Raw genomic sequence first — 14509 nt, 5'->3', positions numbered from 1 at the left:
AAATATGGGTGACGCATGGCGACGGCGACGGACGCAATCATTCTGGCTGCGCTGCTGGACCATCTGGCGGCGCTGACCTTTACCCCGCCGCTGCCGGTGGCGCAGCCCGGCATTGCCTTTCCGCCCGCGGGGGAAAGTAAGCCGGATAACTATTTGGCTGTCAGCTTCTTGCCCGCCCAGCCGCGGCAGGTGACGCTTGGCGACGATCCGCAGCAGAAGCGCGGGCTTTTGCAGGTTTCGGTCTATTGGAAGGCCGGCGGCGGGCTGATCAAGCCACTCGATGCCGCCGGCCTCGTCATCGACCATTTCAACAACAAGACGCTGTTTGCCTCTGGCGTGAAGATCACGATCAGCGGCGAGCCGTGGGCCGTAGGCCCGATCCAAGATGATGACCGGGTGCAGATACCGGTCACCATTCCCTACACCGCCTTTGAACCGGAGAGATGATCCATGGCGAATAAAAGCACGAAGAAGGGCTCCAAGGTCTACGTATGCGAGACCGCCCAGAATACCGACCTGACGGCCAGCGCTTATGCCGCGCTGACCTGGGTGCAGGTCGGAAAGGTCGGCAATATCGGCGATTTCGGTTCCGACTCCACCATCAACAATTACAATACCCTCGACGAGCCGGTGCAGCAGAAGCAGAAGGGCGTGTCCAATGCGGGCGACCCGGAGCTGGAGGTCGCCTCGATCGCCGACGATGCCGGCCAGATCATCCTGCGCACCTTCGGCGATCCGCTGAACATCAACAACATGGCGATCAAGGTCGAGCGCAACGATGCGCCGCAGGGCAAGACCAACACGGTCTTCTATTCGCGCGGCGTCGTTTCCGGCCCGCTCTATCCCGGCGGCGGCTCCGACGATTTCGATCTGGAGAAATTCAAGATCGGCCTCAACCAGCTGCCGATCCGCGTCGATCCCGTCACCGCGCCGTAAGCGCGATCTCGCGGAGCCTCGCGCGCGCTCAGCCGGGCGCGAGGCCATTCCCATAGTCAACCGATAAGGTGTTTCCTTGGATATCTCCAGTCTCGTCAATTCCGAAGATCTCTTCGAACTGCAGCTCCTGCATCCGGCCAGCGAAGAGCCGCTCGGCATCTCCTTCATGATCCGCTCGGCCGAGAGCAACGAGGTGAAGAAGATCGTCCGCCAGCATAGCGACCGCTTCCTCGCCAGCCGCAAGAAGAAGCTGACCACCAGCAAGGTCGAGGCCGAATATCTCGACAAGGCCGCCGCCTCCATCTCCTCCTGGAATTGGGGCGCGCAGCAGTGGAAGGGCGAGCAGCCCGTGCTCTCCTTCGACAAGGCCCGCGAAGTCGTCGAGGAAGCCGGCTGGATCTACGACCAGGTGGCTGGCGCCTCGGAGGACCGCGCAAATTTTATGAGGAGCTTGCCGAAGGTCTCGCCGCAGCCGTAGGCATCGTCGCGCGCTACGATTGCGTGCGCGACAAGAACGGCGAGACCCGCCGCGAGCGCAACGAGGCTTTCGAGCTGGCGAGCCCGGAAGCCGAGGTGCCCGAGGCCGGATATGCGCTCTGGGACTGGTTCTGGGACCTGCGCACGTCGCAGGCTCCCGGCTTTTCCGGCCCGGCGCCGGTTTCAAACCAGGAAATCCTCGCCTGGCTGCAACTAACCGGCAACCTCCTGCGCCGCGAGGAGATCGCGGTGCTGAAGGCGATGGATGGGCGCTATTGTCAGGTAGTGGAGGAAGAGGCGGAGGCGATCAGGGCGCGGGAGGCGGGGTAGTACGAGTTCTGACAACGAAAGCGAAACAACAAGCGTTGTCACCGCAGAAAGGAATCTAAAGCTGCATTAAGTTTCTCAAGTCGTCCCTTTAGCAAAACCTTACATTCATCAACTGAAATGTTAGGGTTCTGATAACTTGAGTTCTTTTGGAATTCGCCTTCCCATTTTGCCAGAACTTTTTGAGTGAGGTCTGCATTCTTTGAAAATTTCAGCATCGTAGCTTCCACTGTGCTACGCGCTTTCAAGTATATGTCAACGCCCGCAACGTTTCGGCATAGGTAGGTGCCACTTAAATTGTCATAGAGGGCTTTAATCAGCACGTCCGCGCGAGCATCGCTATTTTTGGTACTGACGGCAAAAGCGCTACCGCCCACTAGGCATAGGCATATTACTGCGATAAATCCGCGCATTGTCCATCCTGGCTCTTAGCGGTGTCGATGTTAAGGTGATATACAAAGAAATACAAGTATCGCGCGAATTTTGGTTCGAAAATATGCGGTCGGTTTTGCCGAGAAAGGTCTGCGTGTTGCCACTTAAGCGGTTTCTTCAGCTGTTAGTATCTCAAGCTCCGTCAGGCTAAAGTCCTCTGGCTATTCCCTTCAGGCATTCATCAAAGTCAACTTTACCGATCGCATCCGTGGACTGGAGAACTTTCTCCAGATTCTCGAATAAACCGGCGATAGCCTCAGAGGAGGCACCAATCGTTTCCAGTTTGGATTTCGCCTCTTCTCGGACCAACGGATAAAGTCCAGGGCCATAAATATCGCGGCATGTGTAAGCCGCCGTCAATCGGTGCAAGGATTCTTCGATGACACTGCGTGGTGAAATATTTGCATCCTGATTTCTGCCGGCAATCGCATTCGTACCGGCCAAGCATAAGAAAATTCCAATGACAAGATAACGCATTGTTGTTCCTCCTGAATTACGGTGACAGTGCACTAATTTTCCTCAGTGGTGCTCTTGGTCTTGCGGCCGCGACGGACTGGTGTAAGGCTGGTGCCGGTGATGTGTTCTAGCCGGCGAAGAAAGTCGGAGTTGCCGACGGGGCGGCCGATGCTCTCGGCGCGGCGTAGTGCGGAAAAATGCCATTTCTTCTTCTCCGGCAGCGAGCAGGGCGGCAAAATCGGGAAAGCGCGCCCGTACCGAAGCGGCAGTCGTAACGCCGTCATCATCAACCAGTCCAAGTTGGGTCAGGACGCTCGACCATTGCCAATCGGCGGCCCGTTCGACAAGGCGTGCGCGGACTGGATTGAGGCGACGTAGCAGAGCGCTGCCGCCAAGTGTTCTTCATCCATGGCGACACAACCGAAGCGGCCCTGCCAGAAATGGCCGGTGCGGCGCAGCCTTGCATGAATATGGCCGGCATAAGCGCGATGCACGCGTGACAAAGCCCGGCGAATGCCGTCGGTATCCGTCGGCACGAGGATGAGATGAACATGGTTCGGCATCAATACCCAGCTCCAAACCTCCACGTCGGCGGCGCGACAATGGTGCGCCAACAGATCGCGATAGAAGACATAGTCGTCATCGCTGAAAAAGGTCTGTGCTCGCCCATTGCCGCGTTGGGTGACCTGATGCGGAGTGTCTGGGATGATGGTACGGGCGAGACGGGCCGTTGATTGCGCTAGTTGGAATGTGGGTTTTTATTTGTATGCACTATCACCGTAATTCTCTACGTTGTTTAGTGTGATTTAATGGATGAGCCATCTGAAAATATCGCGAAACCAACCCTGATAAGGTGCAATTGGTCTCTGGGATATTTGCTTCTTCTCAGGAGAAAGGGCTGCTTCAGACTGAACGATGCGATATAAATCGGAAGAATCTGCCTTAAGTAGAGATATGTCTCCTGCTGTCATTTCAGATGTTTTTCCGTCGTTAGAGTAATATTCGCATGCTAATAACGTATTTAATGGTTTATTTTCATCGTCTTCCGCGTTGAATTTTATAATTGCACCATAGATCGTCGGATTTAAGGAGCCTTTCTCGAAAGCTTTAAGAGATTCAAGCTGAAAACCCTTAATATCTTGCTTTACGTTGGCAAGTCTATCGGAACTTAAATTTTTGAAGTCAGAATCAAGACGAGAATACATGCGCGCGTAGTGATCCTCAAGTTCAGATCTGGTCAGCGGCTTTTCTGATAGGATGTAGCCATCACGCTTATAGCTCGATGGCCTTATGAGATAGTTTTTCAGATTTGCCTCGCAAGCCTTTACGATTGGCGGATCAAAGATGCCAAAGCTGTAGAGCAACAACAACGCGGCAAGCACTGCAATCACGCTGGAAATCAGCTTCATTAAAACTCCCACGAGTAGCGTCGCGGTATTCTCTCGCATGAAATCAAAAGGTGGTCCAGTGGCAGATATCGCAACTCTAAGCATTAAAGTTGATAGCAGCGAAATCAAAACGGCAAGTAACGATGTGAGAGATTATGTTGTTGCTGTAGGCCAAGCGGAAAAAGTATCCGGTGTGACGGGTCGCGCACTAAAAACGATGAGCACCGCAGCAAGAGGCGCGGCGGGCTCTCTCGCTAGAGTTGGTGATACTATCGGCAAATTGAATGGCAATGATCGATCGTCTCCCATCAAGTTGTCGAGCACTCTTATTGCCCTGAACGTGAAGTCAAGCGATGGTGGTGGAAATATTCAACCTGTGAGCGATGGATTACAATCCGTTCCAAGTGGAAAATCCTCTTATAGCAGATCGCCGGAGATGAAATACTACCTTGAGAATCGAGCCGATGAAGGGAAAAACGCATCCGACCTAGCGGGTAGTCTCGCAAGTCAGTTGATAAAAAGCGGTAGCAGTCTGGTTCCGGGTATCCGAGGGTTCTTTGCAGACATCCTTTTTAATTCCGTAGCCGACAAAATTGATCAAAACTTACCATCAAAACGTTATGAAAGTTCGAAAGAAGATATCGCCGATCGGACGAAGATGCATGAACAGGTACGCAAGCTTGGTCTTGATGAAACGCCGGCGATGAAAGCCGATTATGAAAATAGTCGTACTGAAAGTGGTGTAGTTGAAGCATTAGAAAATTACAAAAAACTATCCGATCGTCCGCTGAAAGCAGTACGCGATACGTTTAATTCAATGAGTCTTGCTGCCGAAATGCAGTTCGGCACGGATTCATTTGTCGGGGGAGGGCACTTCGCTGATCTTGAGAAGCAATTTAATGAAATCAAGCCGCTAATCTTGTCGGGAAAAGCAACGAGAGAGCAATACCAATCATTTGGGAATAGTTTGGCCGAAAACGCTGAGAAGAATCCACAGTTTGTCAACCTCCAGACTTTTGCCCAGCTTTTCAAGGAGGCCATGCCTAGCATGGTTGAGAATTCTGAATTGTACCGAGATTATGCTGCCGTGGATGAGAAGGTCAATAAAAACGTTGACGCAACAACAGCAGCAATAAATGCCAAAGTAAAGTCAGAGCAAAATGGCGCTGCCTCCGCTCGACCAACTGAACAGCAATCCAAGCTTTCTCAAATGGAAACTCTCGCTGAAACATTCTTTCCAGCGCTCTCATCTTTCGCTCGCTTAGGCCCTCTTGCGATTGAAGCTGCATCGAAGCAGCCCATCGCGAACAGTATTGGCGTTCAAAACAGCCAAAAAGACGAGCTCCAGAGCACTCAGCAAGGCATGGACGCTCTTACGAGATCTTCCAAAGCCAACACCGAGCAAACAAAACTCGGAACTCAAGCCTCCGCTGAATCCGCTGCCGCGACAGAAAATGTGAAAACAAAGGTCGCCACACTGAAGCAAAGTCAGGATGGTCTTCAGAAAAGTGGCGCAGCGCAGTTGGCGCAGATGCCGCAATTGACCAAGGCGGCCAACGACCAGGCTGATGCCTATCAGCGTCTTGCGGAGGCGCAGGCGCTGGGGAAGCTCTCGGGCGATATCCAGTTCCAGCAGGAGCAGATGGGTCGTTCGACCGTCGATCAGACGGTCGCTTCGACACAGAAACAATATGGTCTTCCGGTCGACATGAATTCGGCGTCGGCTGGCATCATTCGCTATAATGAACAGCTCAAATATGCTCGTGAACTTGCCGGCGATTTCGCCTCGACGCTCGTCAGCGGCTTGCGCAATGGCGAAGGCCTTTGGAAATCCCTGGGGAAAGCGGCCATTTCCGTGCTCACCAAGATTTCCGACAGGTTGCTGAACGATGTGCTCAACAGCCTGTTCAAGGTCAACAGCGCCGGCGGCGGCTTGTTCGGTGGCGGTGGGCTCTTTGGCGGACTCTTCGGCGGAGGCGGCGGGCTGGATCTTGGCATCCTTGCGCGGTCGCCGCAGGCGGCGAGCGCTATTGCAAGCGGTTCGGCGGGGTTGTTTGCAGATGGCGGCTACACCGGCCCCGGCGGCGTCAATGATCCTGCCGGCATCGTTCATGCCGGCGAGGTCGTCTGGAGCCAGAAGGATGTTTCGCGCGCTGGCGGCGTCGGCGTTGTCGAGGCGATGCGGCTTGGCCGGCGTGGCTATGCCGACGGTGGCGTGGTCGGCGAGGGCGGGCCGCAATTTGCCAGGGTTCAGCCGGATGCCTCCGTTCCCACCCATCGCCTCAAGGCCGGCAATCAGAACGAAGCCTCCGGCTCCGGTTCCGGGGTGCATGTCACGGTCGGCGTTTCCGTCGATGAGGACGGCAATCTGAAGGCCTATGTGAAAAACGTCGCCCAGAGCGAGGCGCAGACTTCGACGCGGCAGGGGCTGAATGACTATAATCAGCAGCTTCCCGATCGCGTCGCGCAGATCAACCGCAATCCCCGGAGGCGCTGATGGCCGTTTCCTATCCCTATAGCCTGCCGGCCTTTGCCGATCTCCTGAAGATCTCCAGCGTCGTCTGGGACATCCAGCGCAATGACGAGCTTTCCGGCTCCGGCGATGGCCGGGTCTGGCAGGCGGAGCTGGCGCCGCCGCTCTGGACCGGCACGGTGACGCTGGCCGACATGTACAATGCGGAGGCGAAACAGATCGCCGCCCGCATCCGCAAACTTCACGGCGCCCAGGAGGCGCTGTTTCTTTATGATCCGCTGTCGAAATATCCGCAGGCCGATCCCGACGGAACGAAGCTTGGGGCGGCCAGCGTCAGCATCGCGGCACTCGGCGCCGACAATGCCTCGCTCAGCCTCAAGGGATTGCCCTCGGGCTATCGGCTGACCGTCGGCGACAAGATGCAGATCGGCTATGGCGGCCGTTATGCCTTTCTCGAAGTGTCGGAAACGGTGGCGGCGAATGGCGCGGGCACGACCCCCGTCTTCGGCGTCTTTCCACATCTGCCGGCCGGCTTTTCCGCCGGCTTGGGCGTGGTGCTGCTGCTCCCGGCCTGCAAATGCATCATCATGCCGGGCAGCCACAACCCCGGCACGGCAAGCGGCATGATCACCACGGAAGCCACCTTCAAGATCGTTCAGAAGAAATAGAAAATGAAAAACATCACGTCTGCTTTCTTCGCGGCGCTGACCGGCGCGCGCGACCGGGGGCTCGTGCCCCGTCGTTTCGTCTGGATCAAGGGCAAGAGCTTCGATACCGGCGTCATCAACCCGATCGGCCTTTGGACCGGAGACGACGATATCAACATCACCGTCGTCTCCGGCATCACCGGCCTGCCGGAGGCGCGGACCTATTATGGCGGCCTCAATCTGCAGGTGAGCCCGATCGCGCGCACCGCCGATCTGACGATCCAGACGGTGACGATCACCATCGGCCAGATCGCGCCGGTGGCACAGCAGCTCGTGCGGGGCTACGATCTGCGCCTGGCGCCGGTGGAAATCCACGACATGGCCTTCGACACGGTGACCCGCCAGCCGAGCGCCGCCCCGGAAATCGCCTTTCTAGGCATTGCCGACGGCGCGCCGATCAAGACGCCGGCGGTCGGGCAGGACGGCAATGTCGAGATATCGGCGATCTCCGCCGCCATCGCCATGCTGGAGCGCACCAATCCGGCCAAATCCTCCTATGAGGGCCAGAAGCGCCGCAGCGGCGACGAGTTCGGCCTCTATTCCAGCACCGTCGCCAATTGGCAGATCCCATGGGGGCAGAAGTGATTGATGATCTTGTCAGGGTCAAGAACTGGCGCGCCTGTTTCGTCGCCGAGATCGACCGGCTGAAACGCACGCCCTTTGCCTGGGGCAGCCACGATTGCGGGCCGGGGCTGGCGGGCAATCTGGTGATGGCGATCACCGGCGTCGATTGCGCCGCGCAGTTTCGCGGCGAATATTCGACCGCCGCCGGTGCGCTGAAGACCATGAAGGCGGCAGGCTTCGACAATCTCGCCGATCTCGTCGCCACCATGCTGCCGGAGATCCATCCGAGCGAGGCCTATATCGGCGATATCGCCGCCATCCCGCATGACGGCCCCTTCGGCTATGCGCTTGGCGTCGTCAATGGCGAGCGTGTCTTCGTGCTGCGCGAAACCGGCCTCGGCACCGTCGACCTGCTCGACGCCACCAGGGCCTTCAAGGTCGGCTGAGCCGGCATAAGCGCTAAAATCTTCTCATCACCCATTGGTGACATGCCGCTGCCGGTCCCCGGCGGCGCACCCTTTTCCATGCGCCATTCGAGGTCGCCCGGTCCATGAAAATTCTCATCCTGATCCTGAACGTCCTCGGCTTCTGGCTGATCGCGGACGCCGCCCATGCCGGCCCTCTTGTTGCGGCCATCGGCGTGATTGCGAATTTCCTGCCGATCGGCGCCATCGGCAAGCTGATCCTGACGGTTGCCTTGAATGTCGGCCTGTCGCTGATCGAGAAGGCACTGGCGAAGAAGGAGCAGCCGCAGCAGGCTGGTGTCAAGCTCGAGATCAGCATGGGCGACGACCATCCCATGTCCTTCATCATGGGCAGCTACGCCACCGCCGGCCGGCGCAAATATGCCGGCTCCTGGGGCGATGACGGCAAGACGCCGAATGCCTATTTCACGGATGTCATCGAAATCGGCAGCCTGCCCAACTATGCCGGTGAGCGCGGTCTCACCAGCGTCTGGATCGACGACCAGGAGGTCGGCGTTCTCTGGGAGGAGCCGCATCCCGACGGGCGCGGCTATCCGGTGCTGCAATACCGCGTGGGCAGGAAGGACTATCTCTGGATCAGGTTCCTCGACGGCACGCAATCTGGCCCCGATGCCTTCCTCACGGCAAAATTCGGCGCTGAACCGGACCGTCCGTGGAAGTCGACCATGATCGGCCTCGGCTGCCAGGTCGTCATCCTCACTGCTCGCTATAACACCGATCTCTTCTCCGGCATTCCCGCCGGCCTTTATCAACCGCATCCTGTTCCGTTCTATGATATCCGCAAGGACTCGTCTGCCGGCGGCAATGGTGCACATCGCTGGGACAATCGTGCCACTTGGGAGCCCACCAGCAATCCCGCGACGATGGTCTACAATCTGGCTCGGGGCGTCTATCATGGTTCGGAATGGGTTTATGGCGGCCAAAACATCGCCGCCTTCTCCCTGCCGGCCGCAAACTGGATGGCGGCAGCAAATGCCTGTGATGCAGCGGTAACACTCGACGATGGTCGCAAGGAACCGGCTTTCCGCGCCGGTTACGAGGTCCAGTGCGATCAACAACCGCTCGACGTTATTTCCGAGATCCTGAAGGGTTGCAATGGCCGCATGGCCGAAGTCGGCGGCGTTTTCAAGATGCTCATCAGCACGCCCGGCGGCGCCGTCTATTCTTTCTCAGATGATGATATCGTCGTCACCGAGGAGCAGGATTTCGAGCCTTTTCCCTCGCTCTCAGATACTTACAATGCCATCGAGGCGACCTATCCCGAACCCAGCGAGAAATGGGCGACGAAGGATGCGCCCGGGCGCTACAATGCTGAACTGGAAACTCAGGATGGCGATCGGCGCCTGCCGGCGCAAATCCAATTTCCGGCCGTGCCCTTTGCCAATCAGGTGCAGCGCGTCGGGCTGGCGATGATCCAGGACTACCGGCGCTTCCGCGTGCACCAGATATCGCTGCCGCCGGACGCCTATCCGCTGGAGCCGAACGACGTCGTCTCCTGGAGCTCAGCACGCAACGGCTATGCGGAAAAGAAATTCCTGGTCGTCAAGGTTGAACCACAGGCGAACTTCCTGACGGTCGTCACGCTGAAGGAAGTCGATCCCGCCGATTACGATTGGCACAGCGGCCTGCAATTGCCCACCGCCATCGGCTGGATCGGCCCGATCACGCCGCCGTCGCAGCCGATGGTCGGATGGACCGTTGAGCCCGGCACAGTGAAGGATGCTGGCGGCATCGACCGCCGCCCGGCCATCAAGATCAGCTGCGCACCGGATATGGACGATGTCGAGCGCGTGTGGGTGCAAGTTCGGCTGAAGGAGACTGGCGACGTCGTTTTCGACAGCGACAGCACCCGCTATGAGTCACCATTCTCCTGGCTGATCTCCGGCCAGTGGACCTTGCCGAACACGGATTATGAGGCGCGGGGGCGCTATCTCCCGAAATCGAACCGTCCCACGGACTGGTCCGCCTGGCTTGCGGTCAAGGCACCCAATGTCCTGATCGCCAGCGGTGATGTTTTCGACAATGCGATTGTCGCTTCCAAGATCGCCGACGCGGCAGTGACGGCCGAAAAGATCATGGATGAGGCGGTTACGAATCTCAAGCTTGCGGATGCCGCCGTATCTACTGCGAAGTTGCAGGTTGAGGCTGTGACGGCGGAGGTACTAGCCAACAACGCAGTTATTTCCACCAAGCTTGCCGATGCTGCAGTGACCGCCGCCAAGCTTGCCGATGGTGCTATCGAAGCGACAAAGCTCGCTTCGAGCATCAAGGCGGTTGAGATCGTCTCGGTACTGCCGACGACGAACAATGTTGATGGCCGGCAGGTCTATCTGACCACGGACGGCAAGCTTTATCGCTATTACCTCGGCGCTTGGACGACCGCGGTCGCCTCGGCGGATATCAATGGTACCCTTGCTGACGCGCAGATCCAGAGCCTTGCCGCCGGCAAGGTTACCGGACAAATGACCAACGCGCAGATTGCCGCTGTCGACGCTGCCAAGGTCACCGGTGCGCTGGTGTCATCGCAGATCGCGGATAGTGCAATCACCAATTCAAAGCTCGCGGCGCTGGCAATCGATGCTGCCAAGCTTGCAGACGGTTCGGTGAGCGCATCCAAGCTCGCCGCCGCTGCTGTGGACGCAACCAAGTTTGCCTCTGGTATTCGGCCGGTCGAAATCGTCTCGGTTCTGCCGACCACCGGAAACATCGAGGGGCGGACGATCTACCTGACCACGGATGACAAGCTCTACCGTCACACCGGCAGTGCCTGGACGTCCGCAACGGCGGCGGCTGACATTGCGGGACAGATCGTCGGCACCCAAATTTCCGACGGGGCGATTTCGACGCCCAAGCTCGCGGCTGGTTCAGTGACCGCCAATGAGCTTGCGGCAGGAGCCGTCTCCGCTGACAAGGTTGCCGCCAACACGATTACGGCAGGCCAGATCGCCGCTGGCGCGATCGGCGCGACCCAGATCGCCGCCAACGCCATCACCGCAGACAAGATGGTGCTCGGCGACTTCACCAATCGTGTTGAGAACCCGAACTTTGGCGAAGGTGGTGTGAGCTGGGTGAAGACGGCTGTGGGTGTTGCAATCGTCAACGATCCGGCAAACGCCTATATCGGCAACTATTATATGAGCATCGGCGTCGGATCAGGTAACTTCACCCGGAATAACAGTGTGTTTCCGGTCGTGCCGGGCGAGCAATATTTCTTGCAGGTGTTCGCCAAAGCTGTCGGAACGCCGAACGCCAATCTGACGCCACGCATCCGCTTCATGCAGGGCGACAAAACCACCTACGTCAATCAAGGGCTCGCACCCGCAATCACGTCGGCTGATACCACCTATGTCGAACGTTCGGCGGCGATCACAGTGCCGGCCGGGGCCGCTTATGCCTGGGTCGATCTGCTTCCCGGTGGCTCCATTACTGCCGGCTCCTATGCAGTCGGCTTTGTTTCCTGCCAGCGTCGCAATACCGGAAACCTGCTTGTCGACGGCGTGATCACAACGTCGAAGCTCGCCGCCAATGCGGTCGTCACCGGTAATCTCGCTGCCAACGCCGTCACGGCGAGAAACCTCGTCCTGCAAGATTGGGAGAACCTAATCCCGGACAACCAGATGCAGTCGGCGGCGTCATGGCCGACCTTGGCAAGCTGTGTCATCACGCCCGCGACGACACAGGCTTTCACCAGTAAGGGGTCGATTGACTACAGCTATACGGTAGGCTCCAGTTGGCTGACGATCGCGGTTGGCTCGCCCTTCGCCGTTGTTTCCGGCCAGCAGTATTTTGCCTCCGTCCAGGTTGTACGAACCTCCGGTACTCAAATGGGCTTCTGGGTCCGAGTTCACTGGTTGGATGCCAACGGTGCGCTACTGAGCCCGGATACCTACGCCACGATCGGCGCGGCAACTTCGGCCGCGAACACGGTCGATGGTGTTCAGACGTTCTCAGCGAACATCACGCCGCCCGTCATTGCTTTCGGTGCTCGCGTGCAGATCTACGTCCAGCGCTCTTTGACCGATGGCGATATCTCCTTTGGCGGTTTGAGCTGGCTGCGCAAAGCGTCCGCAAGTCTTCTGGTCGACGGTTCCATCGTTGCTGGCAAGATTGCCGTCGATGCGGTGACCGCCACTACCATTGCCACCGGCGCGGTCACGGCCAACGCGATTGCGGCGAATGCGGTGACTGCCGTTACCATCAATGCGGGGTCGATTACGACAGCCAAGATCGCAGTCGGTGCAATCACGACCGGCACTATCGCGGCGGGGGCGGTGACTGCGAACGAGCTTGCCGCCAATGCTGTGACTGCTAGCAAGATCGCTGCTAACGCGGTGACGGCAGGCACTATCGCGGCCGGAGCGGTTTCCGCTTCGCAGATCGCTGCTAATGCAATCACCTCGGATAAGCTTGCCTCCAACTCAGTTACCACGGATGCGCTCGCTGTCGGCTCGGGCAAGAACCTCTTGCAGAATGCGAATTTTGCAGCTGGCATGGATTGTTGGACTTATGGATCAAATGGAACCGTCCCCGGTCTCTCCGTTAGAATTCGGACCACATCTGAGCTCTATGCCGGGAAGAACAACCCGACTTTGATGGTGTTTCAGAATAGCGCTCCCACCTCGGGCGGCTATGTTACGGATGTCCGCTGGGTTCGCCCTGATTCGGACATGCTCGCTATTGATGGGCTCAAATACGGCGTGTCGTGCACGGCCGGCGAATGGTTGGAAGCCACCGTTTATCTGTCAGCGCATCGCTGTACGGCGGAGCTCAGGATCGAATGGCGAGCTGCCGACGGCTCTGTCCTCGGCTATACCGCCGTGGCGAGTAATGCAGCAAATTCGTCGGATGCGGCTAATCCGGACAATTGGCCTCGTCTTCGTACGGCTGGTGCTGCTCCAGCTGGTGCGGTTTGTGCCGCTATTCTGCTCCGCAAGCGCGATACCAATGCGGACCAGGCGAACAGCTATATGTTTATCAACAAGCCGATGCTTTGCCGTATCCCGGCCGGAGCTACGGAGCCGACGCCTTGGAGCAATGGCGATGTCGTCATGATCACCAACGGCGGTATTGTCGCGAACGCGGTAACGACCGACAAGATCGCCGCCAATGCCGTGACCGCTGGCAAGATCGCGGCCAATGCGGTGACGGCCGGCACTATCGCCGCAGGAGCGGTCACGGCCGCCACGATCTCGGCCGGTACGATCACAGGCGACAAGCTGGCGGCGAACACGATCGGTGCGGACCAGATCGCGGCCAATGCGATCACGGCCAAGAGCCTTATCCTTACCGACTTCAGCAACATGGCGGACAACGGATGGTCTCAAGGCAATCTTGACGGGTGGACAACCACCGGCTTTCTCAATTTTGCCAACGACCCCAATCAAGGTGACGCGTCGGGATGGCGCTTGATTTCGAACGGCGTGTTCGGCGCGGTTTCAAAATTCTTTCCTGTTCAGCCAGGCCAGCAATATGCATTTGAAGTATGGGTGCTTAATTGGGACCTCGACTACCCGGCGGCTGTCTATGCGACCTGCAAGGGATCAGCGTCCGACGATCAAACCTTCGTGCAGGCTGCGATTACTTCGACCAAAAACTCCTGGGCGCTTTTGCGGGGAAGGGTGACAATTCCCAGCGGGCAAACGCGATGCGCTATGGCCCTGCAAATTGGTCGACCCGCGACAGGTGGCGCAGGGGCGGCTTGGTCAAGGCCGGTCATGCGGCGCGCCGTCAGTGCGGAGCTTATTGTCGATGGCGCGATTACGGCCAACAAGATCTCCGTCAATAGCCTGGATGCGATTACCGCCAATCTTGGCGCGGTCAACATCAGTAGTGCTGTCATCGGGTCGCTTCAGGTAGGCAGAAGTAACATTGTTCCGGGGGCGATTTCGCGGGTGGATTATTCCGGCCTGCCACCAGCTGACGTGGGTACGTCTGACACGCCAATTACCGGCTTGAGTGTACCTCACGGCACCAACACATCAGCGGTCCTTGTCCATTCGTCTTTCAGCTTGTCGGGCACGGCTGCCTCCGGGCAGGTTGCATGCAGGGTCATTATCTCGATCTATGACAGTGCCAACAATGGCTACACGGCTTTGGTCCCGTTTTCTTTTGTCGGCTATGGCCACTTCGCCCACGAGTTCAATTTTACCCCTCCTGCAAGCTCGTCCTCGACCACGTTCCGTTTCGATGTCCGTGTCGATTCAGGCACGGGCGTCAAAGCCAATAACCGCACTATCCGAGTGCTTACCCTCTACAAATAAGGAG

At 57.9% G+C, this 14509-nt stretch carries 14 protein-coding genes; 9 read left to right on the top strand and 5 right to left on the bottom strand.

Features of this window, described 5'->3' with window-relative positions; genetic code table 11:
• Positions 1 to 15: 15 nt before the first annotated feature.
• The 4 genes from AC1RO0_RS04020 to AC1RO0_RS04005 all read left to right on the top strand — a co-directional run bounded on the left by AC1RO0_RS04020 (position 16) and on the right by AC1RO0_RS04005 (position 1743).
• On the top strand, positions 16 to 447 hold the full coding sequence (locus tag AC1RO0_RS04020) for a phage tail terminator-like protein (RefSeq protein WP_498591646.1): 432 nt from the start codon (positions 16 to 18) through the stop codon (positions 445 to 447).
• A 3-nt stretch (positions 448 to 450) separates the two neighbouring features.
• Complete coding sequence (locus AC1RO0_RS04015; protein WP_449087500.1) at positions 451 to 936, top strand: hypothetical protein; 486 nt, start codon at positions 451 to 453, stop codon at positions 934 to 936.
• Positions 937 to 1012: 76 nt separating this feature from the next.
• Entirely contained in the window at positions 1013 to 1414 is a 402-nt protein-coding gene (locus AC1RO0_RS04010; RefSeq protein WP_498591645.1) for a hypothetical protein, read from the top strand.
• A 23-nt stretch (positions 1415 to 1437) separates the two neighbouring features.
• On the top strand, positions 1438 to 1743 hold the full coding sequence (locus AC1RO0_RS04005; RefSeq protein WP_498591644.1) for a phage tail assembly chaperone: 306 nt from the start codon (positions 1438 to 1440) through the stop codon (positions 1741 to 1743).
• Between the two features lie 38 nt (positions 1744 to 1781).
• Here the strand turns inward: AC1RO0_RS04005 and AC1RO0_RS04000 are convergent, their stop codons facing one another.
• The 5 genes from AC1RO0_RS04000 to AC1RO0_RS03980 all read right to left on the bottom strand — a co-directional run bounded on the left by AC1RO0_RS04000 (position 1782) and on the right by AC1RO0_RS03980 (position 4037).
• Positions 1782 to 2153: a hypothetical protein gene (locus AC1RO0_RS04000; protein ID WP_498591643.1), complete on the bottom strand. Its 372-nt coding sequence runs from the start codon at positions 2151 to 2153 to the stop codon at positions 1782 to 1784.
• Positions 2154 to 2319: 166 nt separating this feature from the next.
• Positions 2320 to 2649 carry a hypothetical protein gene (locus AC1RO0_RS03995; RefSeq protein ID WP_498591642.1) on the bottom strand — a complete coding sequence of 110 codons (330 nt, stop codon included), beginning with the start codon at positions 2647 to 2649 and terminating at the stop codon, positions 2320 to 2322.
• Positions 2650 to 2681: 32 nt separating this feature from the next.
• The gene (locus tag AC1RO0_RS03990; RefSeq protein ID WP_498591641.1) at positions 2682 to 2915 is read right to left on the bottom strand and encodes a hypothetical protein; all 234 of its coding nucleotides are present in this window, start codon (positions 2913 to 2915) and stop codon (positions 2682 to 2684) included.
• Positions 2916 to 2933: 18 nt separating this feature from the next.
• Complete coding sequence (locus tag AC1RO0_RS03985; RefSeq protein ID WP_498591640.1) at positions 2934 to 3242, bottom strand: transposase; 309 nt, start codon at positions 3240 to 3242, stop codon at positions 2934 to 2936.
• Positions 3243 to 3434: 192 nt separating this feature from the next.
• Positions 3435 to 4037, bottom strand: a complete 603-nt coding sequence (locus tag AC1RO0_RS03980; RefSeq protein WP_498591639.1) for a hypothetical protein — start codon at positions 4035 to 4037, stop codon at positions 3435 to 3437.
• Between the two features lie 58 nt (positions 4038 to 4095).
• Between AC1RO0_RS03980 and AC1RO0_RS03975 the strand changes: the two genes are divergently transcribed.
• The 5 genes from AC1RO0_RS03975 (at position 4096) to AC1RO0_RS03955 (ending at position 14505) form a co-directional block, all read left to right on the top strand.
• The gene (locus AC1RO0_RS03975; protein WP_498591638.1) at positions 4096 to 6513 is read left to right on the top strand and encodes a hypothetical protein; all 2418 of its coding nucleotides are present in this window, start codon (positions 4096 to 4098) and stop codon (positions 6511 to 6513) included.
• Complete coding sequence (locus tag AC1RO0_RS03970) at positions 6513 to 7157, top strand: hypothetical protein (RefSeq protein WP_183697241.1); 645 nt, start codon at positions 6513 to 6515, stop codon at positions 7155 to 7157. The genes AC1RO0_RS03975 and AC1RO0_RS03970 overlap by 1 nt, the downstream gene beginning before the upstream one ends.
• A 3-nt stretch (positions 7158 to 7160) precedes the next feature.
• Entirely contained in the window at positions 7161 to 7781 is a 621-nt protein-coding gene (locus AC1RO0_RS03965; protein WP_498591637.1) for a hypothetical protein, read from the top strand.
• On the top strand, positions 7778 to 8206 hold the full coding sequence (locus AC1RO0_RS03960) for a DUF6950 family protein (protein WP_498591636.1): 429 nt from the start codon (positions 7778 to 7780) through the stop codon (positions 8204 to 8206). Before AC1RO0_RS03965 ends, AC1RO0_RS03960 begins: the two co-directional genes overlap by 4 nt.
• Positions 8207 to 8310: 104 nt before the next feature.
• The gene (locus tag AC1RO0_RS03955) at positions 8311 to 14505 is read left to right on the top strand and encodes a phage tail protein (RefSeq protein ID WP_498591635.1); all 6195 of its coding nucleotides are present in this window, start codon (positions 8311 to 8313) and stop codon (positions 14503 to 14505) included.
• Positions 14506 to 14509: the final 4 nt, after the last annotated feature.

Source organism: Rhizobium sp. GW821-FHT14E12 (assembly GCF_058803745.1).
This window is presented reverse-complemented; position numbering and strand designations above follow the sequence as displayed.

Coding starts and splice junctions, on each gene's coding strand:
- AC1RO0_RS03990 (WP_498591641.1), bottom strand. CDS start 2,915: ATGATGACGGCGTTACGACTGCCGCTTCGGTACGGGCGCGCTTTCCCG.
- AC1RO0_RS03980 (WP_498591639.1), bottom strand. CDS start 4,037: ATGAAGCTGATTTCCAGCGTGATTGCAGTGCTTGCCGCGTTGTTGTTG.
- AC1RO0_RS04015 (WP_449087500.1), top strand. CDS start 451: ATGGCGAATAAAAGCACGAAGAAGGGCTCCAAGGTCTACGTATGCGAG.
- AC1RO0_RS03965 (WP_498591637.1), top strand. CDS start 7,161: ATGAAAAACATCACGTCTGCTTTCTTCGCGGCGCTGACCGGCGCGCGC.
- AC1RO0_RS03995 (WP_498591642.1), bottom strand. CDS start 2,649: ATGCGTTATCTTGTCATTGGAATTTTCTTATGCTTGGCCGGTACGAAT.
- AC1RO0_RS04000 (WP_498591643.1), bottom strand. CDS start 2,153: ATGCGCGGATTTATCGCAGTAATATGCCTATGCCTAGTGGGCGGTAGC.
- AC1RO0_RS03955 (WP_498591635.1), top strand. CDS start 8,311: ATGAAAATTCTCATCCTGATCCTGAACGTCCTCGGCTTCTGGCTGATC.
- AC1RO0_RS03970 (WP_183697241.1), top strand. CDS start 6,513: ATGGCCGTTTCCTATCCCTATAGCCTGCCGGCCTTTGCCGATCTCCTG.
- AC1RO0_RS04020 (WP_498591646.1), top strand. CDS start 16: ATGGCGACGGCGACGGACGCAATCATTCTGGCTGCGCTGCTGGACCAT.